This window comes from Microbacterium lacusdiani (genome assembly GCF_054779895.1).
In genome coordinates, this window is the sequence record NZ_BAAGXJ010000001.1 from 281,183 (window position 1) to 305,143 (window position 23,961).

At 71.6% G+C, this 23,961-nt stretch carries 25 protein-coding genes; 15 read left to right on the forward strand and 10 right to left on the reverse strand.

Going from position 1 to position 23,961, the window contains the following annotated elements; genetic code table 11:
- Nucleotides 1-39 precede the first annotated feature (39 nt).
- The 7 genes from whiA to ACYVGN_RS01410 all read left to right on the forward strand — a co-directional run bounded on the left by whiA (nt 40) and on the right by ACYVGN_RS01410 (nt 5,667).
- Complete coding sequence (gene whiA / locus ACYVGN_RS01380) at nt 40-1,011, forward strand: DNA-binding protein WhiA (RefSeq protein ID WP_460788280.1); 972 nt, start codon at nt 40-42, stop codon at nt 1,009-1,011.
- Between the two features lie 139 nt (nt 1,012-1,150).
- Entirely contained in the window at nt 1,151-1,777 is a 627-nt protein-coding gene (locus ACYVGN_RS01385; RefSeq protein ID WP_134744978.1) for a superoxide dismutase, read from the forward strand.
- 96 nt (nt 1,778-1,873) lie between these two features.
- Nucleotides 1,874-2,881 carry a type I glyceraldehyde-3-phosphate dehydrogenase gene (gene gap, locus ACYVGN_RS01390; RefSeq protein ID WP_055989458.1) on the forward strand — a complete coding sequence of 336 codons (1,008 nt, stop codon included), beginning with the start codon at nt 1,874-1,876 and terminating at the stop codon, nt 2,879-2,881.
- A 78-nt stretch (nt 2,882-2,959) separates the two neighbouring features.
- Nucleotides 2,960-4,174, forward strand: a complete 1,215-nt coding sequence (locus tag ACYVGN_RS01395; protein WP_055989455.1) for a phosphoglycerate kinase — start codon at nt 2,960-2,962, stop codon at nt 4,172-4,174.
- Entirely contained in the window at nt 4,165-4,956 is a 792-nt protein-coding gene (gene tpiA, locus ACYVGN_RS01400; RefSeq protein WP_460788282.1) for a triose-phosphate isomerase, read from the forward strand. Before ACYVGN_RS01395 ends, tpiA begins: the two co-directional genes overlap by 10 nt.
- Nucleotides 4,957-5,063: 107 nt before the next feature.
- The gene (gene secG / locus ACYVGN_RS01405; protein ID WP_055989449.1) at nt 5,064-5,312 is read left to right on the forward strand and encodes a preprotein translocase subunit SecG; all 249 of its coding nucleotides are present in this window, start codon (nt 5,064-5,066) and stop codon (nt 5,310-5,312) included.
- 1 nt (nt 5,313) lies between these two features.
- Nucleotides 5,314-5,667, forward strand: a complete 354-nt coding sequence (locus ACYVGN_RS01410) for an RNA polymerase-binding protein RbpA (RefSeq protein ID WP_055989446.1) — start codon at nt 5,314-5,316, stop codon at nt 5,665-5,667.
- Between the two features lie 51 nt (nt 5,668-5,718).
- Here ACYVGN_RS01410 and pgl read toward each other — a convergent pair whose 3' ends face one another.
- Genes pgl through tkt form a run of 6 tightly spaced genes read right to left on the reverse strand, consistent with a single transcriptional unit; the run spans nt 5,719 to nt 13,786 of the window.
- Entirely contained in the window at nt 5,719-6,486 is a 768-nt protein-coding gene (gene pgl / locus ACYVGN_RS01415; protein ID WP_055989443.1) for a 6-phosphogluconolactonase, read from the reverse strand.
- Nucleotides 6,483-7,421, reverse strand: a complete 939-nt coding sequence (locus tag ACYVGN_RS01420; RefSeq protein WP_460788285.1) for a glucose-6-phosphate dehydrogenase assembly protein OpcA — start codon at nt 7,419-7,421, stop codon at nt 6,483-6,485. The genes pgl and ACYVGN_RS01420 overlap by 4 nt, the downstream gene beginning before the upstream one ends.
- Nucleotides 7,418-8,965 (reverse strand): glucose-6-phosphate dehydrogenase, encoded by a 1,548-nt coding sequence (gene zwf, locus ACYVGN_RS01425; RefSeq protein ID WP_134744974.1) that lies wholly within the window; start codon nt 8,963-8,965, stop codon nt 7,418-7,420. The genes ACYVGN_RS01420 and zwf overlap by 4 nt, the downstream gene beginning before the upstream one ends.
- Nucleotides 8,962-10,575, reverse strand: a complete 1,614-nt coding sequence (locus tag ACYVGN_RS01430) for a glucose-6-phosphate isomerase (RefSeq protein WP_460788288.1) — start codon at nt 10,573-10,575, stop codon at nt 8,962-8,964. Before ACYVGN_RS01430 ends, zwf begins: the two co-directional genes overlap by 4 nt.
- The gene (gene tal, locus ACYVGN_RS01435) at nt 10,572-11,693 is read right to left on the reverse strand and encodes a transaldolase (protein WP_055989431.1); all 1,122 of its coding nucleotides are present in this window, start codon (nt 11,691-11,693) and stop codon (nt 10,572-10,574) included. Before tal ends, ACYVGN_RS01430 begins: the two co-directional genes overlap by 4 nt.
- Entirely contained in the window at nt 11,690-13,786 is a 2,097-nt protein-coding gene (gene tkt / locus ACYVGN_RS01440) for a transketolase (protein WP_460788290.1), read from the reverse strand. The genes tal and tkt overlap by 4 nt, the downstream gene beginning before the upstream one ends.
- Nucleotides 13,787-14,134: 348 nt before the next feature.
- Between tkt and ACYVGN_RS01445 the strand changes: the two genes are divergently transcribed.
- Complete coding sequence (locus tag ACYVGN_RS01445; RefSeq protein ID WP_460788292.1) at nt 14,135-15,055, forward strand: heme o synthase; 921 nt, start codon at nt 14,135-14,137, stop codon at nt 15,053-15,055.
- A 1-nt stretch (nt 15,056) separates the two neighbouring features.
- A complete protein-coding gene (locus tag ACYVGN_RS01450) occupies nt 15,057-16,511 on the forward strand; it encodes an MFS transporter (protein WP_460788294.1) in 1,455 nt (484 codons plus the stop codon).
- 3 nt (nt 16,512-16,514) lie between these two features.
- Here the strand turns inward: ACYVGN_RS01450 and ACYVGN_RS01455 are convergent, their stop codons facing one another.
- On the reverse strand, nt 16,515-16,931 hold the full coding sequence (locus ACYVGN_RS01455) for a dinucleotide-utilizing enzyme (RefSeq protein WP_460788295.1): 417 nt from the start codon (nt 16,929-16,931) through the stop codon (nt 16,515-16,517).
- Nucleotides 16,932-17,057: 126 nt separating this feature from the next.
- Here ACYVGN_RS01455 and ACYVGN_RS01460 point away from each other — a divergent pair, with 126 nt between their 5' ends.
- Complete coding sequence (locus ACYVGN_RS01460) at nt 17,058-17,570, forward strand: YbhB/YbcL family Raf kinase inhibitor-like protein (RefSeq protein WP_055989415.1); 513 nt, start codon at nt 17,058-17,060, stop codon at nt 17,568-17,570.
- Between the two features lie 57 nt (nt 17,571-17,627).
- Here ACYVGN_RS01460 and ACYVGN_RS01465 read toward each other — a convergent pair whose 3' ends face one another.
- The 3 genes from ACYVGN_RS01465 to ACYVGN_RS01475 all read right to left on the reverse strand — a co-directional run bounded on the left by ACYVGN_RS01465 (nt 17,628) and on the right by ACYVGN_RS01475 (nt 19,574).
- Nucleotides 17,628-18,059: a phosphodiester glycosidase family protein gene (locus ACYVGN_RS01465; protein ID WP_460788297.1), complete on the reverse strand. Its 432-nt coding sequence runs from the start codon at nt 18,057-18,059 to the stop codon at nt 17,628-17,630.
- The gene (locus tag ACYVGN_RS01470) at nt 18,050-18,568 is read right to left on the reverse strand and encodes a hypothetical protein (protein ID WP_460788299.1); all 519 of its coding nucleotides are present in this window, start codon (nt 18,566-18,568) and stop codon (nt 18,050-18,052) included. Before ACYVGN_RS01470 ends, ACYVGN_RS01465 begins: the two co-directional genes overlap by 10 nt.
- Before the next feature lie 70 nt (nt 18,569-18,638).
- Nucleotides 18,639-19,574 carry a COX15/CtaA family protein gene (locus tag ACYVGN_RS01475; protein WP_460788300.1) on the reverse strand — a complete coding sequence of 312 codons (936 nt, stop codon included), beginning with the start codon at nt 19,572-19,574 and terminating at the stop codon, nt 18,639-18,641.
- A gap of 247 nt (nt 19,575-19,821) precedes the next feature.
- Here ACYVGN_RS01475 and sufB point away from each other — a divergent pair, with 247 nt between their 5' ends.
- Genes sufB through ACYVGN_RS01500 form a run of 5 tightly spaced genes read left to right on the forward strand, consistent with a single transcriptional unit; the run spans nt 19,822 to nt 23,890 of the window.
- A complete protein-coding gene (gene sufB / locus ACYVGN_RS01480; protein WP_460788302.1) occupies nt 19,822-21,240 on the forward strand; it encodes a Fe-S cluster assembly protein SufB in 1,419 nt (472 codons plus the stop codon).
- A complete protein-coding gene (gene sufD, locus ACYVGN_RS01485; RefSeq protein ID WP_460788304.1) occupies nt 21,241-22,455 on the forward strand; it encodes a Fe-S cluster assembly protein SufD in 1,215 nt (404 codons plus the stop codon).
- Nucleotides 22,452-22,778: a non-heme iron oxygenase ferredoxin subunit gene (locus tag ACYVGN_RS01490; protein WP_055989404.1), complete on the forward strand. Its 327-nt coding sequence runs from the start codon at nt 22,452-22,454 to the stop codon at nt 22,776-22,778. The genes sufD and ACYVGN_RS01490 overlap by 4 nt, the downstream gene beginning before the upstream one ends.
- Before the next feature lie 2 nt (nt 22,779-22,780).
- Nucleotides 22,781-23,551 (forward strand): Fe-S cluster assembly ATPase SufC, encoded by a 771-nt coding sequence (gene sufC, locus ACYVGN_RS01495; protein ID WP_055989401.1) that lies wholly within the window; start codon nt 22,781-22,783, stop codon nt 23,549-23,551.
- Nucleotides 23,552-23,560: 9 nt separating this feature from the next.
- A complete protein-coding gene (locus tag ACYVGN_RS01500; RefSeq protein WP_460788306.1) occupies nt 23,561-23,890 on the forward strand; it encodes a metal-sulfur cluster assembly factor in 330 nt (109 codons plus the stop codon).
- The last annotated feature ends 71 nt before the right edge of the window (nt 23,891-23,961 follow it).

Sequence of the window (23,961 nt, forward strand, 5' to 3'; positions counted from 1 at the left end):
CCAGGGGATGGCGTCGCAGTCCGAGAAGTGGGGAGAACGGTGTCACTGACCGCCGATGTCAAGGCCGAGCTGGTCGCGGTGCGCGATCCGCGTTCGACGGTGCGAGTGGCGGAGCTGACCGCCCTGCTGCGCTTCGCGGGCGGACTGCACTCGATCGCCGGCCGCGTCGCGGTCGAGGCCGAGGTCGACACCCCCGATCTCGCGCGCCGCACCGCGCGCGACATCGCCGAGATCTACGGCGTGCGCCCCGAGCTGGCCCGCGTCCAGGGCTCCGGCAGCCGCGAGGGCGAGTTCTTCGCCGTGCGGGTCGTCGACGGCGGCGAGACCCTCGCGCGTCAGACCGGCCTGCTCGACGTGCGCCGCCGCCCCGTGCGCGGCCTCCCGAACCGCCTCACCACCGGCTCCCGCGACGACCTCGCGGCCGTCTGGCGCGGCGCGTTCCTGGCCTCCGGGAGCCTGTCCGAGCCCGGCCGCTCGGCCTCGCTCGAGATCGCGTGCCCGACCGGTGAGGCCGGCATGGCGCTCGTCGGCGCCGCCCACCGCATCGGCATCGGCGCCAAGGCCCGCGAGGTGCGCGGCGTGCCGCGCGTCGTGGTGCGCGAGGCCGAGGGCATCCGCGGCATGCTGATCGCCATGGGCGCCGCGCAGACGGCGGCCGAGTGGGATCAGCTGCGCCAGCGCCGCGAGGTGCGCGCCGGCGTGAACCGCCTCGTGAACTTCGACGACGCGAACCTGCGCCGCTCGGCCCAGGCCGCCGTCGCGGCCTGCGCCCGCGTGGAGCGCGCGCTCGAGATCCTCGGCGACGAGGTGCCGCCGCACCTGAAGCAGGCCGGAGAGCTGCGCCTCGCGCACCGCGACGCGAGCCTCGACGAGCTCGGGCACCACGCCGAGCCGCCGCTCACGAAGGACGCCGTGGCGGGCCGCATCCGCCGCCTGCTCGCGATGGCCGACAAGCGCGCCGAGCAGGATGGCATCCCCGGCACCGAGTCCGCGGTGCCCGCCGGCAGCTGAGCCCCGGACGTCATATCGAGGACGCGGGCGAGCCGACCTCTCCGAGCGTCACTAGGATGAGGATCGTCCGGTCCCGTCGCGCGAGCGACGTGGAGGTACACCGATAGCGCCGTTGCCGCGGCGCGGATGGGATCATCGCATGGCTGTCTACACCCTCCCCGACCTGCCTTACGACTACGCGGCCCTCGAGCCTCACATCAGCGGCAAGATCATGGAGCTGCACCACGACAAGCACCACGCGGCCTACGTCGCCGGCGCCAACACGGCTCTCGAGCAGCTCGCCGCCGCCCGCGAGAGCGGTGACTTCGCCAACGTGAACAAGCTCGAGAAGGACCTCGCCTTCCACCTCGGCGGACACACCAACCACACGATCTTCTGGAACAACCTGTCGCCCAACGGCGGCGGGGAGCCCGAGGGCGAGCTGGCCGCCGCGATCGCCGACCAGTTCGGCTCGTTCGCCGCGTTCCAGGCCCACTTCGCGGCCGTCGCGAACGGCATCCAGGGCTCGGGCTGGTCGGTCCTCGCGTGGGACGCCATCGGCCAGCGCCTCTCGATCTTCCAGCTGTTCGACCAGCAGGCCAACGTGCCGCTGGGCCTCACGCCGCTCCTCATGCTCGACATGTGGGAGCACGCGTTCTACCTCGACTACCTCAACGTGAAGGCGGAGTACGTCAAGGCGTTCTGGAACATCGCCAACTGGCAGGATGTGTCCGCCCGCTTCGACGCCGCCCGCGAGAAGACCGCCGGCCTGCTCGTCGCCGGCTGACCGACGGTGGTCCCGGCGGGGTGCGTGCCCGCCGGGACCGGCACCGTCACCACCCCACCGCGCGCTCCCCGCGTGCATGACCCACAGGAGACCTCAGTGTCCGTCAGGATCGGAATCAACGGCTTCGGCCGCATCGGCCGCAACTTCGTCCGCGCCGCCCTCGCTCAGGGCGCGGACTTCGAGATCGTGGGTGTCAACGATCTCACCGACAACAAGGCGCTCGCGCAGCTGCTCAAGTACGACTCGGTCGGCGGCCCGCTCGGCAAGGACGTGACCTACGACGAGCAGTCGATCACGGTCGACGGCAAGGTCATCAAGGCCTTCGCCGAGCGCGACCCCGCGGCGCTGCCGTGGGGCGAGATCGGCGCCGACATCGTCATCGAGTCGACCGGTCGCTTCACGAAGCCCGACGACGCCGCCAAGCACCTCGCCGCCGGCGCGAAGAAGGTCCTCATCTCGGCCCCTGCCAGCGGCCCGGCGCCCACCTTCGTCATGGGCGTGAACGAGGAGAGCTACGACCCCGAGAACGACCACGTCATCTCGAACGCGTCGTGCACCACCAACGCCCTCGCGCCCCTCGCCAAGGTCTTCAACGACGCGTTCGGCATCGAGCGCGGCTTCATGATGACCGCGCACGCGTACACGGCCGACCAGAACCTCCAGGACGGCCCGCACAGCGACCTGCGTCGCGCGCGCGCCGCCGCGATCAACATCGTTCCGACCTCGACCGGCGCCGCGAAGGCGATCGGCCTCGTGCTGCCCGAGCTCAACGGCAAGCTCGACGGCACCAGCTACCGCGTCCCGGTTCCCACCGGCTCGATCGTGGACCTCACGCTGATCACCAAGGAGGGCCTGACGAAGGAGGAGATCAACGAGGCGTACAAGGCGGCCGCCGCCGAGGGTCGCCTCAACGGCATCCTGCAGTACTCGGAGGACCCGCTGGTCTCGAGCGACATCCAGCAGAACCCGTTCTCGTCGATCTTCGACTCGGGCCTGACGAGCGTCGCCGGCAACCTCGCCAAGGTCTCGGCCTGGTACGACAACGAGTGGGGCTACTCGAACCGCCTCGTCGACCTCGCGGAGTACGTGGGCGAGCGTCTCTGACCCACACCCGTCGCACGAGGGCCCGTCGGTGATCCGGCGGGCCTTCGTCGTCCCCGCGGGCGCGGTAGAGTCGGACCGATGTCTCTGCGAACTCTCGAATCCCTCGGTTCGGTCGCCGGCAAGCGCGTCATCGTGCGGTGCGACCTCAACGTTCCTCTCAAGGACGGCCAGATCACGGACGACGGCCGCGTGCGCGCCTCGCTCCCCACTCTCAACGCACTGATCAATGCGGGCGCCCGCGTCGTCGTGTGCTCCCACCTGGGCCGCCCCGACGGCGCCCCCGACCCGCAGTACAGCCTCGCGCCCGTCGCGCAGCGCCTGTCCGAACTGCTCGGCAAGCCCGTCGCCTTCGCGCGCGACACCGTGGGCGAGTCGGCGCACGAGGCGGTCGCGGCCCTCGAGGACGGTGACATCGCCGTGCTCGAGAACCTGCGCTTCAACGCGGGCGAGACCGCCAAGGACGACGCCGCGCGCCGCGCGTTCGCGGAGCAGCTCGCGGAGCTGGGCGACGTGATGGTCTCGGACGGCTTCGGCGTCGTGCACCGCAAGCAGGCGAGCGTCTACGACCTGGCCGAACTGCTCCCGAGCGCCGCCGGCCTGCTGATCGCGGCCGAGCTCGACGTGCTCGACCGCCTCACCGAGACGCCCGAGCGTCCCTACACGGTCGTGCTGGGCGGCTCCAAGGTCTCCGACAAGCTCGGCGTGATCGACCACCTGCTGCCGCGCGTCGACCGCCTGCTGATCGGCGGCGGCATGCTGTTCACGTTCCTCGCGGCCCAGGGCCACAAGGTGGGCTCGAGTCTCCTCGAGGAGGACCAGCTCGACACCGTCCGCGGCTACATCCGCCAGGCGGAGGAGAAGGGCGTGGAGCTGGTGCTCCCGACCGACATCGTCGTGGCGTCGAAGTTCGGCGCCGACGCGGAGCACGTGGTGACTGCGGCCGACGCGATCGAGGAGACGCCCTTCGGCGCCTCGGGTCTCGGCCTCGACATCGGTCCCGACAGCGCGGCCGCGTTCGCGGAGGCCGTGCGCGGCTCCAAGACCGTGTTCTGGAACGGCCCCATGGGCGTGTTCGAGCTCGCGCCGTTCGCGGCCGGCACCAAGGCCGTCGCGCAGGCCCTCACCGAGGTCGACGGCCTGAGCGTCGTCGGCGGCGGCGACTCCGCCGCGGCCGTCCGTCAGCTCGGCTTCGACGACGACCGCTTCGGTCACATCTCGACCGGCGGCGGCGCCAGCCTCGAGTTCCTCGAGGGCAAGAAGCTCCCCGGACTGGAGGTCCTCGGATGGGCGTGAGCACCCGCACCCCGCTGATCGCGGGCAACTGGAAGATGAACCTCGACCACCTGCAGGCGGTCGCCTTCGTGCAGAAGCTGCACTGGGCGCTGAAGGACGCCAAGCACGAGTTCGAGGCGGTCGACGTCACGGTCTTCCCGCCGTACACCGACCTGCGCAGCGTGCAGACGCTGATCGACGCCGACAAGATCCCGTTCGGCCTCGGCGCGCAGGACCTGTCGACGCACGACTCGGGCGCGTACACGGGCGAGATCTCGGGAGCGTTCCTCAAGCGCCTCGACGTCGGGTCGGTCATCATCGGCCACTCGGAGCGCCGCGACTACCACCAGGAGACCGACGAGCTCGTGGCCGCCAAGGTGCAGGCCGCGCTCCGTCATGAGCTCGTCCCGGTGATCTGCGTCGGCGAGACCGCCGAGGACCTCGAGAAGCACGGCGCGAGCGCCGTGCCGGTGGGTCAGCTCGAGATCGCCCTCGAGGGCGTTCCGGCGAAGGCCGACATCGTGGTGGCGTACGAGCCGGTCTGGGCCATCGGCTCGGGCCAGGCCGCGACCCCCGAGCAGGCCCAGGAGGTCTGCGCCAAGCTGCGCGAGGTCGTCAAGGCCAAGCTCGGCGAGGACGCGGCCGCGCGCACGCGCATCCTGTACGGCGGCTCGGTCAAGGCCGCGAACATCGCGAGCTTCATGCGCCAGCCCGACGTCGACGGCGCCCTGGTGGGCGGCGCGAGCCTCATCGTCGACGAGTTCGCCGCGATCGTCCGCTTCCAGAAGCACGTCGGCGTCTGACGCCCAGCCCGCTCGGCGGCGCCCCGCTCCCGGGGTGCCGCCGAGCGGCCCGTATACTGAACCTTCGTGCGGGTAACGAGTTCCGCACCCACGAAAGGGCCTGTTCCGTGCAGATCATCGAATTCATCCTGCAGGTGCTGCTCGGCCTCACGAGCCTGCTGCTGACGCTGCTGATCCTGCTCCACAAGGGGCGCGGCGGCGGACTGTCCGACATGTTCGGCGGCGGCATGTCACAGGCGATGGGATCCTCCGGCCTCGCTGAGCGCAACCTGAACATCATCACGGTCGTCCTCGCGCTGGTGTGGTTCTTCTCGATCGTCGGCCTCGGCCTCGTCACGAAGTTCCAGGTGATCTGACGTGGCGGTCGGAGGCAACGCGATCCGCGGCACCCGCGTCGGCTCGGGCCCCATGGGCGAGCAGGACCACGGGCACCACGCCGACCGGATCTCGGTGAGTTACTGGGACGCCCTGGGCAACGAGACGGTGCGCCACTACGCCGCCGGCCTGCCCGAGGAGGAGATCCCCGACATCGTCGACCACCCGCACTCGGGTCTGCCGGCGGGCCGCGACAAGGAGAACCCGCCGGAGGTCGCGAAGAACGAGCCGTACAAGACGCACCTCGCCTACGTGAAGGAGCGCCGGACGGACGACGAGGCCGAGCAGCTGCTCGACGAGGCGCTGCAGAAGCTCCGCGAGAAGCGCGGCCAGTGAGACGCACGAGAAAGCCCCCGCCGTGAGGCGGGGGCTTTCTCGTCTTCCGGATCAGTAGTCCGGGTCGATCAGCTCCTCGGGCACGTTCGCGGCCGCGTCCTGGTCGACGAACACGACCGTGCGCGCCGTGCCTTCCGCACCCGCGGCCGGCACGCTCGCGTATCCGGCGCCCGCGAGCATCAGGCCCAGCGCGGACGCCTTGTCGGCGCCGGCGACGACCATCCAGATCCGCACCGACGAGTTGATCACGGGACGCGTGAACGTGATCCGCTCCGGCGGCGGCTTGGGGGACTCGCGCACGGGCAGGACGGCCCGGTCGGCCACGTGCACCTCGCCGCGGTCGGGGAACAGGGACGCGATGTGCCCGTCGGGTCCGACCCCGAGGAAGCACACGTCGAACTCCGGCCAGGGGCGCTCGTCCGTGCCGAACCGCGCCAGCTCGGCGGCGTACGCCTCGGCGGCCTCGTCCAGCGAGACTCCGTCGTCGGTCGACGCGGGCTCGTGGATGTTCTCCGCCGGCACGGCGATGCGGTCCAGGAGCGCGGCGCGGGCCTGGCCCGCATTGCGCTCGGCGTCGCCGCGCGGCACGAACCGCTCGTCGCTCCACCAGAAGTGCACGAGGGACCAGTCGATGTTCGACGCCCAGCCGTGCTCCGCCGTGGCGGCGAGCACGGCGGAGCCCATCGAGCCGCCCGTGAGCGACACGTGGACCGTGCGGCCTTCCTGCGTGAGCTGCGCGAGCTTGCCCACGAAGCGGTTCGCGACGCCCTCGGCGAGCTGCGCCTTGTCGGGCAGCACGACCACGCGGCGCTCGGTCATGCGGACCCCCGCGGCTCGGCCAGGCGCGCCCAGCCCTCGCTGATCACGCGGCCGTACAGCTCGTCCGGGTCGAGGCGGCGCAGCTCCTCCGCGATGCACTCGCGCAGCGAGCGGCGGGGGAGGTGCAGCTCGTGGTCCGGCTGACCGGGCTGCGTGAGCATCGCCGTCGACTCGGTCTGGCGTTCGAGCACGATGTCTCCGCTCGGGCGCGACAGGCGCACGGAGCGGATGCCGTGGTCCCAGACGTCCGGGTCCTCGTACTGCCAGTCGACCGGGAGGTCGAGCGCCAGACCGAGCCAGGCCGCGAGCAGCGCGGTCGACGGCGACGTGGACGCGCCGCGCACCGAGACGGCCGTGACCGGCTCGTACGGCGGCTGGTCCAGCACGGCCGCCAGCTGCTCGCGCCAGCGCGTCAGGCGGGTCCACGCGAGATCCGTGTCGCCCGGCGTGTAGGAGCTCTCCAGGCGGCTGAGGCGGTCGGACGAGTACGGCGCGGTCGACGTGTCGGTGATGCGTCGCTGGGCGATGCGGCCGAGGGCCGACGTCCCCGGGCTCGCCGGCGGCTCGTCGGGCCACCACGCGACGACCGGCGCGTCGGGCAGGAGCAGGCCCGTGAGGAGCGTCTGCTCGTTGCTCGCCGCGTCGCCGTACGCCTGCAGCACGATGACCTCGCTCGCGCCGGCGTCGCCGCCCACGCGGATCTGCGCGTCCAGGCGCGCCTCGCCCTCGGGGTCGGTCACGAGCACGATCACGCGCATGGGGTGCTCGCGCGACGCGTCGTTCGCGGCCTCGATCGCCTCCTCGCCGAAGCCGCGGTGCGACTTGATGACCAGGGTGAGCACGCGGCCGAGCGCGACGGCGCCGCCCTCCTCGCGCGTGCTGACCAGCTGTCGGGCGACCTTGCTGACCGTGGTGTCGGGCAGGTCGATGATCATGGGCGCCTCCAGACGCGTCCGTCGCGGGCCAGCAGGGCGTCCGCCGAGGGCGGGCCCCACGAGCCGGAGTCGTACTGCTCGAGCGGGCCGCCCTGCGACGCCCAGTACTCCTCGACGGGGTCGAGGATGCGCCAGGACAGCTCGACCTCCTCGTGCCGCGGGAACAGCGGCGGGTCGCCCAGCAGGACGTCCAGGATGAGGCGCTCGTAGGCCTCGGGGCTCGCCTCGGTGAACGCGTGGCCGTAGCCGAAGTCCATCGTGACGTCGCGCACCTGGGTGCCGTTGCCGGGCACCTTGGAGCCGAAGCGGATCGTGACGCCCTCGTCGGGCTGCACGCGGATGACGAGCGCGTTCTGACCCAGCTCGGACGTCTGGCTGCGCGAGAACAGGTGCTCGGGCGCGCGCTTGAACACGACCGCGATCTCGGTCACGCGGCGGCCCAGGCGCTTGCCCGTGCGCACGTAGAACGGCACGCCCGCCCAGCGGCGCGTGGCGATCTCGAGCTTGATGGCCGCGTAGGTCTCCGTCGTGGAGTCGGGGCTCATGCCCTCCTCCTCGAGGAAGCCGACGACCTTCTCGCCGCCCTGCCATCCGCCCGCGTACTGCCCGCGCGCGGTCGCCGTGGAGAGGTCCTCGGGCAGCCGCACGGCGGCCAGCACCTTCTCCTTCTCGGCGCGCAGGTGCTCGGCGGAGAGGCTGATGGGCTCCTCCATCGCGGTGAGCGCGAGCAGCTGCAGCAGGTGGTTCTGGATCACGTCGCGTGCCGCGCCGACGCCGTCGTAGTAGCCGGCACGGCCGCCCACGCCGATGTCCTCGGCCATCGTGATCTGCACGTGGTCGATGTGGTTGCGATTCCAGATCGGCTCGTACAGCTCGTTGGCGAAGCGCATGGCCAGGATGTTCTGGACCGTCTCCTTGCCGAGGTAGTGATCGATCCGGAAGATCGAGTCGGCGGGGAACGCGGCCTCGAGCGCGTCGTTCAGCTCCCGGGCCGACGCCAGGTCGTGCCCGAACGGCTTCTCGATCACGACGCGGCGCCAGCGGTCGTCGTCCGGCTTGTCGTCGACGAGGCCCGAGTCGAGCAGCTGCTGCGCGACGACGGGGAACGCCTTCGGCGGGATCGACAGGTAGAACGCGTGGTTCCCCATCGTGCCGCGCTCGACGTCCAGGCGGTCGACCGTCTCCCGCAGGCGCCGGAACGCCTCGGGGTCGTCGAACTCGCCCTGGACGAACCGGATGCCCGCCGCGAGCTGCTGCCAGGTCTCCTCGCGGTATTCGGTGCGCGCGTACTGCTTGACGGCATCCTGGACGACCTGCGCGAAGTCCTGGTCCTCCCAGTCGCGGCGCGCGAACCCGACGAGCGCGAAGCCCGGGGGCAGCAGGCCGCGGTTGGCCAGGTCGTACACGGCCGGCATGAGCTTCTTGCGCGACAGGTCGCCCGTCACGCCGAAGATCACGAGCGCGCTGGGCCCGGCGATGCGGTTGAGGCGACGGTCGCCCGGATCGCGCAGCGGGTTCACGCCACGGGAGACCTCGACCGTCACTGGGCCGCCTCGAACAGCGCGAGCACGTCGGCCTGCGGGTCGGCGAGCGTCAGCGTGACGACCGGACGGCCGTGCTCGGCGAGCACCGTGGCGTCGCCCGCGGCCTGCGCCTCGATCAGCTGGCCGAACGTGAACGGACGGCCCGGGATCTCGACGTCGGTCTCGGTGCGCTCGGTGATCTGCAGGAACACGCCCTGCGCCGGACCGCCCTTGTGGTACTGACCGGTCGAGTGCAGGAAGCGCGGGCCCCAGCCGAACGTGGTGGGGCGGCCGGAATCGGCCGCGACCATCTCGCGCAGGCCCTGCAGCTGCGGCACCTCGAGGCGGTTCACGTACGCCTGGATGGAGACGTAGCCGTCGGCGGGGAGCGTCGCCCACAGCGCGTCGAGGACGCCCTGGATGGTGCCGCTCTCGGCCAGCGCCGGGTCGCTCACGCGCACCTCGACGCCGGCCTCCACGAAGGCCGGGGCGACCGGCTCGGGACGTGCGTCCAGCAGACCTCGCGCCGCGACCTTGGCCGACTCCACGTCGGGCTGGTCGAACGGGTTGATGCCCAGCATGCGGCCGGCGATCGCGGTCGCGTACTCCCACACCACGAGCTGTGCGCCCAGCGTGCCGCTCACGAGGATCTCGCCCGGGTGACGGTGCTCGACTTCGTCGGCGTCGTCGACCAGGCGGACGATCTGCAGGTCGGCGGGCTTGCTCTCGAGCTCGGGCGAGACCGGCAGCAGCACGACGGGCAGGATGCCCGTGCCCTCCTTGCCGGTGGACTCGGCGATGAGCTGCTCGATCCAGTCGGGCAGGCCCACGATGTGGGTGCCGTCCGTGATCAGGCCCAGCTTGTCGCGGCGTGCGGACCCGTCCGGCGTCAGGGTGCCGGCGATCGCGGCACCGAGCACCAGGGCGGGGTTCTCCGGGGCGTCGATCGCGACCTCGAGGAGCGAGGCCTCGGCCTCGTCCAGCAGCTCGGCGATGTCCGCGCCGGCGAGACCCGACGGCACCAGGCCGAAGGCCGTCAGCGCCGAGTAGCGGCCGCCGACCGTGGGGTCGGCGTTGAACACGCGGTAGCCCGCGGCGCGCGCCGACTCGTCCAGCGGCGATCCCGGGTCGGTGACCACGATGATCCGCTCCGCGGGGTCGATGCCCAGGTCGCGGAACGCCGCCTCGAAGGCGCGGCGCTGCGAGTCGGTCTCGACGGTCGAGCCCGACTTCGACGACACCACGAGCGCGGTGCGCTCGAGGCCGCCGTCCAGGGCCGCGAGCACCTGGCCCGGGGCGGTCGAGTCCAGGATGGTGAGTTCGACGCCCGCCGTCTGGGTGATGACCTCGGGCGCGAGCGACGAGCCGCCCATGCCCGCGAGCACGAAGCGGTCCACTCCCTTGGCGGCGAGCTCCTCGCGCAACGCGACGATCTCGGGGACGAGCGGGCGGGAGACCGAGACGGCCTGCACCCACCCGAGGCGCTTGGACGCCTCGTCCTCGGCTTCCGGGCCCCACAGGGTGGGGTCGAGGTTGGTGATTCTCGACGCCACGTAGTCGCCGATGAGCGTCGGCAGGTGCGCGGCGACGGCCGCCTCGGCGTCGCCCGAGACGCGGATGGAGAACGTCACGCGTCCGACCCCTTCGCCGCGGCCTTCAGCGCGCCGGCGACGGTCGCCTGCAGGTCGTGCCACGAGGCGATGAACTTGGCGACACCCTCGTCCTCGAGCACCTGCGTCACGTCGGCGAAGTCGACGCCCACGGCCGCCAGCTTCTCGAACAGCTCGTGCGCCTCGGCGTACGCGCCCGTGACGGTGTCGCCCGTGACCTCGGCGTGGTCGAACGTCGCCTCGAGCGTCTTCTCGGGCATCGTGTTGACCGTGCCGGGCGCGACGAGGCCCGTGACGTACAGCGTGTCGGGCAGCGCGGGGTCCTTGACGCCGGTGGACGCCCACAGCGGACGCTGCACGTTGGCGCCGGCGGCGAGGAGCTCCTTGGCGCGGTCCTCGGCGAAGCGCTTCTCGTACAGCTCGTACGCGAGGCGCGCGTTGGCGAGGCCGGCCTGGGCCGCGAGCGCCTTGGCCTCGTCGGTCCCGATCGCCGCGAGGCGCTTGTCGACCTCGGTGTCCACGCGCGAGACGAAGAACGACGCGACCGAGTGGATGCCCGAGAGGTCGATGCCCGCCTCGCGCGCCTTCTCGAGGCCCGCGAGGTACGCGTCGATGACCGCGTCGTAGCGCTCGAGGCTGAAGATGAGCGTGACGTTGACGCTGATGCCCGCGCCGATCACCTCGGTGATCGCCGGCAGGCCGGCCTTGGTGGCGGGGATCTTGATCAGCACGTTCTCGCGGCCGACCGCGGCGTGCAGCTCCTTGGCCTGGGCGATCGTGGCCTCGGTGTCGTGCGCGAGGTCGGGGGAGACCTCGATCGACACGCGGCCGTCGACGCCGTTCGTGGCGTCGTAGACGGGGCGGAAGATGTCGCACGCGTCGCGCACGTCGGTGGTGGTGAGCGCGAAGATCGCCTCGTCGGCGGTCGCGCCGGCGGCGGCCTGGGCCGCGACGGCCTCCTCGTAGCCGATGTGCGCGCTGATCGCGCCCTGGAAGATCGTCGGGTTCGTCGTGACGCCCGTGACGTTCTTCTCGGCGATCAGCTCGGCCAGGTTGCCGGAGGTGATGCGCTGGCGCGACAGATCGTCGAGCCAGATGCTGACGCCCTGAGCGGCGAGGGCGGCGGTGGGGGAGGTCATGCGTTCTCCTTGAGGGTCTCGCGCGCCGCCTCGACGACGGCCTCGGCGGTGATGCCGAACTTCTCGAACAGGGTCTTGTAGTCGGCGGAGGCGCCGAAGTGGTCGATCGCGACCGAGCGGCCGGCGTCGCCGACGATGCCGCGCCACGTGAGCGCGGAGCCGGCCTCGACCGACACGCGCGCCTTGACCGACGAGGGCAGCACGCTCTCGCGGTACGCCTCGTCCTGCTCGGCGAACCACTCGAGCGACGGGGCCGACACGACGCGGGCGTTCACGCCCTCGGCGGCCAGGGTCTCGCGGGCCTTGACGGCCAGCTGCACCTCGGAGCCGGTGGCGATCAGGATCACGTCCGGGGTGCCGTTCGGGGCCTCGGCCAGCACATACGCGCCCTTGGCGGCGCCCTGGGCCGACGCGAACACGTCGCCCGAGGCCTCGCCCTCGCCGCGCTCGAACACCGCGATGTTCTGACGCGTCAGCGCGATGCCGGCGGGGCCGCCGCGGCGGCGCAGCATCTCGAGCCACACCACGCCGGTCTCGTTCGCGTCCGCGGGGCGCACGACCGTGAAGTTCGGGATCGCGCGGAGCGTCGCGAGCTGCTCGATCGGCTGGTGGGTCGGGCCGTCCTCGCCCAGCGCCACCGAGTCGTGCGTCCAGACGAAGATGCTGGGGATGTTCATCAGCGCGGCCAGGCGGACGGCCGGGCGCATGTAGTCGCTGAAGATCAGGAACGTGCCGCCGAACGCGCGGGTCGGGCCGTGCAGCACGATGCCGTTGACGATCGCGCCCATGGCGTGCTCGCGGATGCCGAAGTGCAGCACGCGGCCGTAGGGGTCGCCGCTCCACTCGTGCGTCGACCACTTGGCGGGCACGAACGACTTGGCGCCCTTGATCGTCGTGAGGTTCGACTCGGCGAGGTCCGCCGATCCGCCCCACAGCTCGGGGAGCACGCCCGCGAGCGCGTTGATGACCTGGCCCGACGCGGCGCGCGTCGAGACGTCCTTGCCCGCCTCGAACACGGGCAGCGCGTCCGCGACGCCCTCGGGCAGCTCGCCCGCGTGCAGGCGGTCGAACAGCGCCTTGCGCTCGGGGTTCGCGGCGGCCCAGGCGTCGAACGACACCTGCCACGCGGCGCGCTGCTCGGCGGCGCGCTCGGCGAGCGAGCGCGTGTGGGCGATCACGTCGTCCGCGACCACGAAGTGCTGCTCGGGGTCGAAGCCCAGCACCTTCTTGGTCGCCGCCAGCTCGTCGGCGCCCAGAGCCGAGCCGTGGATCTTGCCGGTGTTCTGCTTGCCGGGCGAGGGCCAGCCGATGATCGTCTTGAGGATGATGAGCGACGGCTTGGTCGTCTCCGCCTTGGCGGCCTCGATCGCGGCGTGGAGCGCGGCGACGTCCTCGACGTACTCGCCGGTCTTCTTCCAGTCGACCGTCTGCACGTGCCAGCCGTAGGCGTCGTACCGCTTGGCGACGTCCTCGGTGAAGGCGATGTCGGTGTCGTCCTCGATCGAGATCTGGTTCGAGTCGTAGATCGCGATCAGGTTGCCGAGCTGCTGGTGGCCCGCGAGCGAGCCGGCCTCCGCCGTCACGCCCTCCTGGAGGTCGCCGTCGCCGGCGATCACGTACACGAAGTGGTCGAACGGGCTCTCGCCCGCCGGCGCCTCGGGGTCGAACAGACCGCGCTCGTAGCGGGCGGCGTACGCGAAGCCGACCGCCGACGCGAGGCCCTGGCCCAGCGGGCCGGTCGTGATCTCGACGCCGTCGGTGTGCCCGTACTCCGGGTGGCCCGGCGTCTTCGAGCCCCACGTGCGCAGCGACTTGAGGTCGTCGAGCTCGAGGCCGAAGCCGCCGAGGTACAGCTGCACGTACTGGGTCAGCGACGAGTGGCCGGCCGAGAGGATGAAACGGTCGCGACCCACCCAGCGCGTGTCCGCGGGGTCGTGGCGCATCACGCGCTGGTACAGCAGGTAGGCGGCGGGGGCGAGGCTCATCGCCGTGCCCGGGTGGCCGTTGCCGACCTTCTCCACGGCGTCCGCAGCAAGTGCGCGGGCCGTGTCCACGGCGCGCCTGTCGATCTCATCCCAACGCAGTTCCGTCACCGGATGCCCTTTCGTGGTGGGGGTGCGCCCGAGCGGGCCGCTCGGCAGGACCGTGGGCTGTGCACGGGGTGAAGCAACCGGCGCTGGGCGCGCGTGTGACCCCAGCATAGCGCCGGGCCAGGAGCCGGGAACGTGCTCCGTGACGGAGCGTGACACAGTCGATCGCCTGCTCGGAGACGGGGCCGTGACGCGCATGTGTCGCTCCGCTCACGGGCGGCGATCCGCGGTCGTGAGGACGCGTCGGGGAAGCGCGGCGGCGGCCGGGTCGCGGGGTACGGATGCCCTAGACTGAGGGGGCCTGTGCCTCTGCGCGCACGGGCACGGAAGCACGGCGCGGGGAGGAGAGGCATGGCCACGACGACCGTCGGCGCCGACCGCACGACGAGGAGCGGCCTGGGGCGCCGGATCCGCGCCTACGTGGCGCTGACCAAGCCGCGCGTGCTGGAGCTGCTGCTGGTCTCGACCGTGCCGGTCATGTTCCTCGCCGCGGGCGGCCTGCCGAACCTGTGGCTCGTGCTGGCGACCGTGATCGGCGGCTCGCTGAGCGCCGGCGCCGCCGCGGCGTTCAACATGTACCTCGATCGCGACATCGACGCGCACATGCAGCGCACCGAGAACCGGCCCATCGTGACGGGCGAGATCTCGCCGCGCAGTGCGCTGGTGTTCGCGTGGACGCTCGCGATCGTGTCGACCGCGTGGTTCCTGCTCACCACGAACCCGCTCACGGCGTTCCTGTCGGCCTTCGCGATCTTCTTCTACGTCGTGATCTACACGATGATCCTCAAGCGCCGCACGGAGCAGAACATCGTCTGGGGCGGCATCGCGGGCTGCTTCCCGGTGCTGATCGGCTGGGCCGCGGTCGCGAACTCGCTCGACTGGGCCCCGTTCATCCTGTTCGCCCTGGTGTTCCTGTGGACCCCGCCGCACTACTGGCCGCTGTCGATGAAGTACAGCGACCAGTACGAGAACGTCGACGTGCCGATGCTCGGCGCCACGCGCTCGGGCGCGCAGGTCGGGCTGCAGATCATCCTGTACGCGTGGGCCACGGTCGTCTGCTCGCTGCTGCTGATCCCGGTCGCGGGCATGGGGCTGGTGTACACGGTGTCGGCCCTCGTGTTCGGCGGCTGGTTCCTGTACGAGTCGCACCGCCTCTACACCCGCACGGTCCGCGGCGAGGTCGCGGGACCCATGCGCGTCTTCCACGCCTCGATCACCTACCTGACGCTCGTCTTCGTCGCCGTCGCGATCGACCCGCTGCTGCCGTTCTGACGTGAGCGGTCCCGAGCACGCGGACGCGCGCCCCTGGCCCGCGTTCTGGGTGTGCGCCGGCGTCGCGAGCATCACGATCCTCGATCTGACGAAGGTCAACGTCGCGCTGCCGTCGATCGAGCAGGGGCTCGAGGCCGGCCCGACCGAGCTGCAGCTGGTCGTGTCCGGCTATGTGCTCGCGCTCGCGCTGCTGATGGTGCCCATGGGCCGGCTCGGCGACCAGCGCTCGCGACGCGCCCTGCTCGTCGCCGGCCTGTCGCTGTTCACGGTCGCGAGCGCGCTGTGCGGACTCGCGCCGAACGCCGAGGTTCTTCTCGCGGGGCGCCTGCTGCAGGGCGTCGCGGCCGGCATCCACATGCCGCAGGTGATGGGGCTCATCCAGCAGCTCTTCCGCGGTGCGGCGCAGGGCCGCGCGTTCGGGATGTTCGGGGCGACGATCGGGCTGGCGACCGCGTTCGGGCCGCTCGTCGGCGGCCTGTTCGTCGCGGCGGGCGGCGAGCAGGACGGCTGGCGCGGCATCTTCTGGATGAACGTGCCGCTCTGCCTCGCGGCGATCGTCTTCGCGCTGCGGCTGCTGCCGCGGTCGGACGGCGGGGCGCGGCGCCTCGACCTGGACCCGGTCGGCATCGTGCTGTTCGGCGGGGTGGTGGTGGCGCTCATGCTGCCGTTCCTGCTGACGACGGGGTCGCCGCAGGACCCGTCCGAGCGGTGGTGGGCGCTCGCGGCCTTCGCCGCGCTGCTGGGGCTGCTGATCCTGTGGGAGCGGCGATACGCCGCGCGCGGGCGCACGCCCCTCCTGCCCGCGAACCTGTTCCGCGCCCCGGCCTTCCGCAACGGCGCCATCGTGGGGGCCGCGTACTTCAGCGGCATGCCGGCGATGTTCCTCGTCACGACGCTCTTCCTGCAGACCGGGGTCCGGATGACGGCGCTCTCGGCCGCGGTCGTGACGGTCGGCTTCGCGCTCTCGAGCGCGGTCACCTCGTGGGCCGGCGGGCGACTCGTGGCCCGGCACGGCCGGCGTCTCGTGGCGCTCGGGCTCGCGGTGATGCTGCTCGCGGTCGCGGCGCTGATCGTCACCGCGCTCCTCGCGCCGGCCGCGCACGTCGGCTGGATCATGGCGGCGGTCATGGTGATCGGCGGGCTGGGTGCCGGGTTCGTCATCGCGCCGAACCAGGCGCTGATGTACGAGGAGGTGCCGCGGTCGCAGGCGGGCGTCGCGGGTTCGGTCGGCCAGCTGGGTCAGCGGGTCGGGACCGCGATCGGCACGGCCGTCGCCCTCTCGCTGTTCTACGCGACCGTGTACCGCGAGAACGGCCACGCGGCCGCGATCGTCGTGTACCACGACGCGTACGCGGCCGGCATGCTGGCGGTCGCGGGGTTCCTCGCGGTCGCCCTCGTCACCGCGATCGCCGACCTGGCGCGGCGCCGGGGGATCGGCTCCGCCGGCGCCGCGTAGCGGTCAGGCGCGGGCGCCCGCGTACGCCGGCTCGTCCGCCCCCGCGCCCTCGGGCGCGGCGTCCTGGTCCGGCGCCTCGTCGGTCCACTCCTCCGCGGCGTCGTCCGTGCGGGCGGGCGCGGGCACGAGGGCCGCGGCGCCCGCGAGCGCCAGGGCGAGGGCGAGCCCGATCGCGCCCGCGCCGGCGAGCGCGGCGCCCAGGGTGATCCAGGCCTGGCCGACGTAGACCTCGACGCCGGTCGCGGTCATGTCGGTCAGCTTGGCGGTCATCGTGTCGATGCGCGGCAGCGTCAGCGCGAGTCCGGCGGCGAGCGCGCCCGCCGATCCGGCGAGCAGGATCCAGAACGGGACGCTGCGGCGCAGTCGCGCGGACGCGGTCGGGGCGGACGTGCGGGTCTTGACGGATGCGTTCGTGTTCATCGGGCCAGTCGAACCCGACCGCCCAGGCGCCGTCCATGCGCCCGCTATGGATCCCCTGTGCGCCCCGCGGCGGCCGGGTGCGCCGACGCCGGGCGCCGCGTTAGCCTGGCGGCGGAAGGAGGCCCCATGTTCTCTTACGACCCGTATGCCGAGCTGGCCACCCTGCGCGACTTCGCCCCGCTGACGCTGACCAGCACCGACATCGCCGACGGCCAGCCGCTTCCGAAGGCGCAGTGGGGAGCGGCCGGCGGCGGCTCCGACACCTCGCCGCAGCTGAGCTGGTCGGGTGCCCCGGAGGGCACGAAGTCGTTCGCCCTGTCGTGCTTCGACCCGGATGCGCCGACCGGCTCCGGGTTCTGGCACTGGGCCGTGTACGACATCCCGGCGGACGTCTCGTCGTTCCCGACGGGCGAGACCCCCGCGGGCATCGTCCTGCCGAACGAGAAGGGCGTCCGCGGCTACATCGGCGCGGGCCCGCCGCCGGGCACGGGGGTGCACCGCTACTTCTTCGTCGTGGACGCCCTGGACGTCGAGCACCTGGACCTGCCCGAGAATGCGACCCCCGCGATCCTCGGGTTCAACCGTCACTTCCACTCGCTCGCGCGCGGGATCCTCGTCCCGACCGCGACCAGCGACTGACCCCTTGACGGGAACGCGGAGGGCCCGGGCGCCGAGCGCCCGGGCCCTCCGTCGGAATCAGCGGATGTAGATCGCGTCGCCCACCGCGCGCTCGCCCGCGGCGTCCGACGGGTGCGAGACCAGCACGTCCTCGATCACCATGGCCGTGGAGCCGCCGCCGTCGAGGTTGATCGCGTCGACCAGGCCCAGGGCCTTCGCCACGTCGGCCGTCTCCGCGATGGAGAGGCCGAGCTCGCCGACCTGGCGGCCGTCCACCGTCACGAGCACGGTGCGGCCCGCCGCATCCACGCCCGCGAACGTGCGCGGGTTGCGCTGCAGCACCCAGCCGTACTGGAACGAGGGGTTGCCGGGGTGGACCATCCCGTCGGCGGCCTGCGTGATGCGGTGCTCGCCGTCGGCGAGCAGCAGCGGCCCGCCGTTGATCACGGACATGCCCGGCTGGGTGAGATCGGCGCCGCGCTCCGACGTCAGCTTCAGCGTCACGGGCACGGCCGCGCCGACGCGCACGTGACGTCGTGCAGGGGCAGGTCCGTGGCCGCGTCGCCGAGGCCGCCGCAGTTGCGGATCAGGCCGGGGACCCGGTCGAGGCCGTCGAGCGTCGCCGTGCCCGACGGCAGCCGCACGCTGCCCTCCCAGACGGGGCGGGTGATGTCGGTGCCCTCCGCGTGCGCGTCCAGGACGAGCACCGGCCGCGAGCCGATCGTCTCCGACACGAGCTCGCCGTCGTACACGCCGGCGCCGGCGGGGTCGCCCTCGGCTCCGGCGGCCGGGTCGAACACGAAGAAGCCGGCGTTGACCGCCGCCGTCGCGTTCTCATGCGCCGCGAGCCAGGTGGTGCGCTCGCGCGTCTCGAGCGTCGGGCCGTACGTGCCGCCGATCTCGCCGCGGAACGTCCGCGGATCGATCGTGAGGACGTTGATGCGCCAGTGACCGGCGGCGTCCGAGCTGCCGTCCCAGCCCGCGTACCAGGTGCGACCGGCGAAGCCGGCGGCGCGCACGCGGGCCAGCTCGGCGTCGGCCTCCGCCTTAGACGAGAAGGTGGCCGACGGATGAACGCCGACCGAGTGCTCACGCCGGGGCGGACACCGGCCGCTTCAGGCGCAGCACGACCACGGTGAACGCCGCCGCGGACAGGGCGGCCAGCACCATGTGGACGCCCACCAGCAGCGCGGGGAGGTCCGTGCGCGCCTGGACGATCCCGACGACGACCTGCACGGCGATGACCGCCAGCAGCGCCGCGAGCCAGGGGAGCGGGCGAAGGCGCAGCGCGGCGGCCGCGATCACGAGCGCGACGACCAGCGCGAGCAGGATGTACCCCGGCCACGAGTGCACGTGCGCGAGCACCGTGGCGTCGAAGCCCGTGCGGATCACGTTCGCGTCGCCGGAGTGCGGGCCGTTCGCCGTGGTCAGGACGCCGAAGAGGATCGTGGCCGCGAGCGCGAGCGACGTCACATGCGTCAGGATCGCGAACCACGCGGGCACCGCGCGCTCGCGGGGCCCAGGGGCCTCGTGCATCCGCACCAGGTACGCGGCGGTCGTGCACACCAGCAGGAGAGACGCGACGTAGTGGAAGCCGACGATGAACGGGTTCAGCCCGGTCCACACGGTGACGCCGCCCACCACGGCCTGCGCGGCGACGCCGCCCAGCACGATCCAGGCCAGCACCGCGAGGTCGCGGCGAGCGCGTGCGCGGCGCAGCGTGACGATCAGGACGGCCAGCGCGAGCAGGCCCACGACGCCCGTCATGGTGCGGTTGCCGAACTCGATGAAGCCGTGGATGCCCAGCTCCTCCGTCGGGACGAGCGAGTCGGGGGTGCAGAGCGGCCACTCCGAGCAGCCGAGTCCCGAGCCGGTCAGCCGCACCGCACCGCCCGTGCCGATGATGGTCGTCTCCGCCAGGAACGACAGCCACGCCAGCACGCGCAGCAGGCGATCCGCCACGGCGGCGGTGCGCGGAGAGGCCGGGACGGGGCCGGTGACGGGGGCTGCGGTGGCGGCGGACATGGCGAGGAGGCCTCCTGGCGGTACCCCGTGAAGCGGGGCCGGCGCGGCCCGGTGAGGGGCGGAACCTGTAGAATCGAAGGTGGTGACGCGGATGCGCGCGAGAGTCTCGCCGCACCGCCCACAGTCTAGGCGCGACACCTTCGCGTCTCGTATGAAGGCCCCACCACGGCGGCTCGCGCGGATCCGATCGGCTCGCGCCGCTGGAGCGGCTGACACCGTCTGCGGCCTAAGAGGAGAGTGTGACGTCATGTCCGATGTGCTGATCGACCGCCCCGAGCTCGAAGGTCTGGGGGTGTACGAGTTCGGCTGGCACGATCCCGACGCCGCCGGCGCGAGCGCCAAGCGCGGCCTCACGGAGGCCGTCGTGCGCGACATCTCCGCGCTCAAGAGCGAGCCCGAATGGATGCTCAAGACCCGTCTGAAGGGCCTGAGCCTGTTCGAGAAGAAGCCGATGCCGACCTGGGGCGCGGACCTCAGCGAGATCGACTTCGACAACATCAAGTACTTCGTGCGCTCCACCGAGAAGCAGGCACAGTCGTGGGAGGACCTCCCCGAGGACATCCGCAACACGTACGAGAAGCTCGGCATCCCCGAGGCGGAGCGCCAGCGCCTCGTCGCCGGAGTGGCGGCGCAGTACGAGTCCGAGGTCGTCTACCACCAGATCCGCGAGGACCTGGAGGCTCAGGGCGTCATCTTCATGGACACCGACACCGCGCTGCGCGAGCACCCGGAGTTCTTCGAGGAGTACTTCGGCACGGTCATCCCCGCCGGCGACAACAAGTTCGCCGCGCTGAACACGGCCGTGTGGTCGGGCGGCTCGTTCGTGTACGTGCCCAAGGGCGTGCACGTCGAGATCCCGCTGCAGGCGTACTTCCGCATCAACACCGAGAACATGGGCCAGTTCGAGCGGACCCTGATCATCGCGGACGAGGGCTCCTACGTCCACTACATCGAGGGCTGCACCGCCCCGATCTACAAGAGCGACTCGCTGCACTCGGCCGTCGTCGAGATCATCGTGAAGAAGAACGCCCGCGTGCGCTACACGACGATCCAGAACTGGTCGAACAACGTCTACAACCTCGTCACCAAGCGCGCCGTGGCGCACGAGGGCGCGACGATGGAGTGGATCGACGGCAACATCGGCTCCAAGGTCACGATGAAGTACCCGTCGATCTTCCTGATGGGCGAGCACGCCAAGGGCGAGACGCTCTCGGTCGCGTTCGCGGGCCCCGGCCAGCACCAGGACGCCGGCGCCAAGATGATCCACATGGCGCCGTACACGCAGTCGTCGATCGTCTCCAAGTCGATCGCCCGCGGCGGCGGCCGCGCCGGCTACCGCGGCGAGGTGCGGGTGGACGCCAACGCGCACCACTCGGCCAACACGGTCCGCTGCGACGCGCTGCTGGTCGACACGATCTCGCGCTCCGACACGTACCCCGCGATCGACATCCGCGTGGACGACGTGCAGCTCGGCCACGAGGCCACGGTCTCGAAGGTCAGCGAGGAGCAGCTGTTCTACCTGATGAGCCGCGGCCTCCCCGAGGACGAGGCGATGGCGATGATCGTGCGCGGCTTCATCGAGCCGATCGCGCGCGAGCTGCCCATGGAGTACGCCCTCGAGCTGAACAAGCTCATCGAGATGGGCATGGAAGGATCGGTCGGCTAGATGACGACGTCGACGACGGCGCCGGTTGCGGCGCAGGACGAGCACGCCCACGTGGACCCCGCGGCGCAGGTCGCCGGGGTGACCGTGCCGGTGCAGACCCGCTCGGAGCGCCTCCGCTCGTACGAGCCCGCCGACTTCGGCGTGCCCACCGGCCGCGAGGTCAACTGGAAGCACGCGCCGGTGGCGCGCCTCAAGCCGCTGTTCGCGGCGGCGGCCGCGAACGACGGCGTGACCGCCGAGGTCGTGTCTGGCGCGCAGTACGTCGGCGCGCCGCTCGCGGCCGGCCAGGCGCCGCGCGGGGAGTTCTTCATCCCCGAGGACCTGCCGGCGGCGCTCGCCTGGCAGGGCGCGACCGAGGCCCTCCACGTGCGCATCCCGCGCGAGGAGGAGGTGGCAGAGCCGATCGTGGTGCAGTTCACGGGCCTCGGCGCCGACCGCCGCGCGGACGGCCACATCGTCATCGAGGCGCTCGAGCACAGCAAGGCGACCGTCGTGCTGCGGCACGCCGGCTCCGCGCAGTACGCGCAGAACGTCGAGATCATCGCGCGCGACGGCTCGAACGTCACGGTCGTGACCGTGCAGCAGTGGGACGACGACGCGATCCACGCGGCCTCCCACCAGGCGCGCGTCGACCGCGACGCCTCGGTGCGCCACATCGTCGTCAGCTTCGGCGGCGGCGTCGTGCGCGTGAACCCGAACCTGGAGCTCGCGGGCGCCGGCTCCAACGGCGAGATGTACGGCCTGGCCTACAGCGACGCCGGCCAGCACCTCGAGAGCCAGGTGTACCTGCACCACAAGGGCGTCGAGACCACGGGCGACGTGCTCTACAAGGGCGCGCTCCAGGGCGAGAGCGCCCGCACCGTGTGGATCGGCGACGTGCTGATCGGCCCGGACGCGACCGGCACCGACTCCTACGAGGCCAACCGCAACCTGGTGCTGACCAACGGCGCGCGCGCCGACTCGATCCCGAACCTCGAGATCCAGACGGGCGACATCAAGGGCGCCGGCCACGCGTCGGCCACCGGCCGCTTCGACGACGAGCAGCTCTTCTACCTGCAGGCGCGCGGCATCTCCGAGGAGGAGGCGCGTCGCCTGGTGGTCCTGGGCTTCCTCGCCGAGACCGTCCAGAAGATCGGCATCCCCTCCCTGGAGGAGGAGCTGACGGCGCTCATCGAGAAGGAGCTGGCGGCGACTCCGGACGGAGCCGCCGCGTGAGCGCCACGCGCGTGTGCGCGCTGAGCGAGCTCGAGCAGGACACCCCGCTGAAGGTCGAGGTCGACGGCGTCGCGATCGCGGTCGTGCTCGACTCGGCCGGTGAGGTGCACGCGATCGGCGACACCTGCACGCACGGCGACATCTCCCTGTCGGAGGGCTTCGTCGAGGGCGACACGCTCGAGTGCTGGGCCCACGGCTCGGCGTTCTCGCTGCGCACCGGCAAGCCCCTCAACCTCCCCGCTTACGAGCCCGTCCCGGTCTTCGTCGTCGAGATCGACGGAGACGACGTGCTCATCGACCCCACGCTGAAGAAGGAAATCTGACCATGGCTGTCCTCGAGATCCGCGACCTCCACGTCACGGTGGAGACCGAAGAAGGCACGACGCCCATCCTGAACGGCGTGAACCTCACCGTCCGCTCCGGCGAGACGCACGCGATCATGGGCCCCAACGGCTCGGGCAAGTCGACGCTCGCGTCGACCATCGCGGGCCACCCCAAGTACACCGTGACGGGCGGCACCATCACGCTCGACGGCGAGGACGTCCTCGAGATGAGCGTCGACGAGCGCGCCCGCGCCGGCCTGTTCCTCGCGATGCAGTACCCGGTCGAGATCCCGGGCGTCACCGTGACGAACTTCCTGCGCACCGCCAAGACCGCGATCGACGGCGAGGCGCCGTCGCTGCGCACGTGGACGAAGGACGTCAAGCAGGGCATGAAGAACCTGCGCATGGATGACAAGTTCGCGCAGCGCAACGTCAACGAGGGCTTCTCGGGCGGCGAGAAGAAGCGCCACGAGATCCTCCAGCTCGAGCTGCTCAAGCCGCAGCTGGCGATCCTGGACGAGACCGACTCGGGTCTGGACGTCGACGCGCTCAAGGTGGTCTCGGAGGGCGTCAACCGCGCCAAGGAGAACACCGGCCTCGGTGTCCTGCTCATCACGCACTACACGCGCATCCTGCGCTACATCAAGCCCGACTTCGTGCACGTCATGGTCAAGGGCGAGATCGTCGAGGAGGGCGGCCCCGAGCTGGCCGAGCGCCTCGAGAGCGAGGGCTACGAGGGCTACTTCGCGCCCGGCGAGCCCATCGAAGCGTAGGCTGGAGACATGACCGCGACCCTCACCCCGGAGAAGTACGACGAGGTCACCGAGGCCCTCAAGGACGTCATGGACCCCGAGCTCGGGGTCAACGTCGTGGACCTCGGCCTCATCTACGATCTCGCCTGGGACGAGGAGAACGACGCGCTCGTGATCCACATGACGCTGACCAGCGCCGGCTGCCCGCTGACGGACGTGCTCGAGGAGCAGACCGCGCAGGCGCTGGACAACGTGGTCGAGCGGTTCCGGATCAACTGGGTCTGGATGCCGCCGTGGGGTCCCGAGCGGATCACGGACGACGGCCGCGACATGATGCGCGCCCTGGGATTCGCGATCTAGTTGTACTGCCCAGGGACGTTGTTTGATCTGGCTTCCCTGATGTGACGAGAACCTCCCGGCAGAGTGGAGCT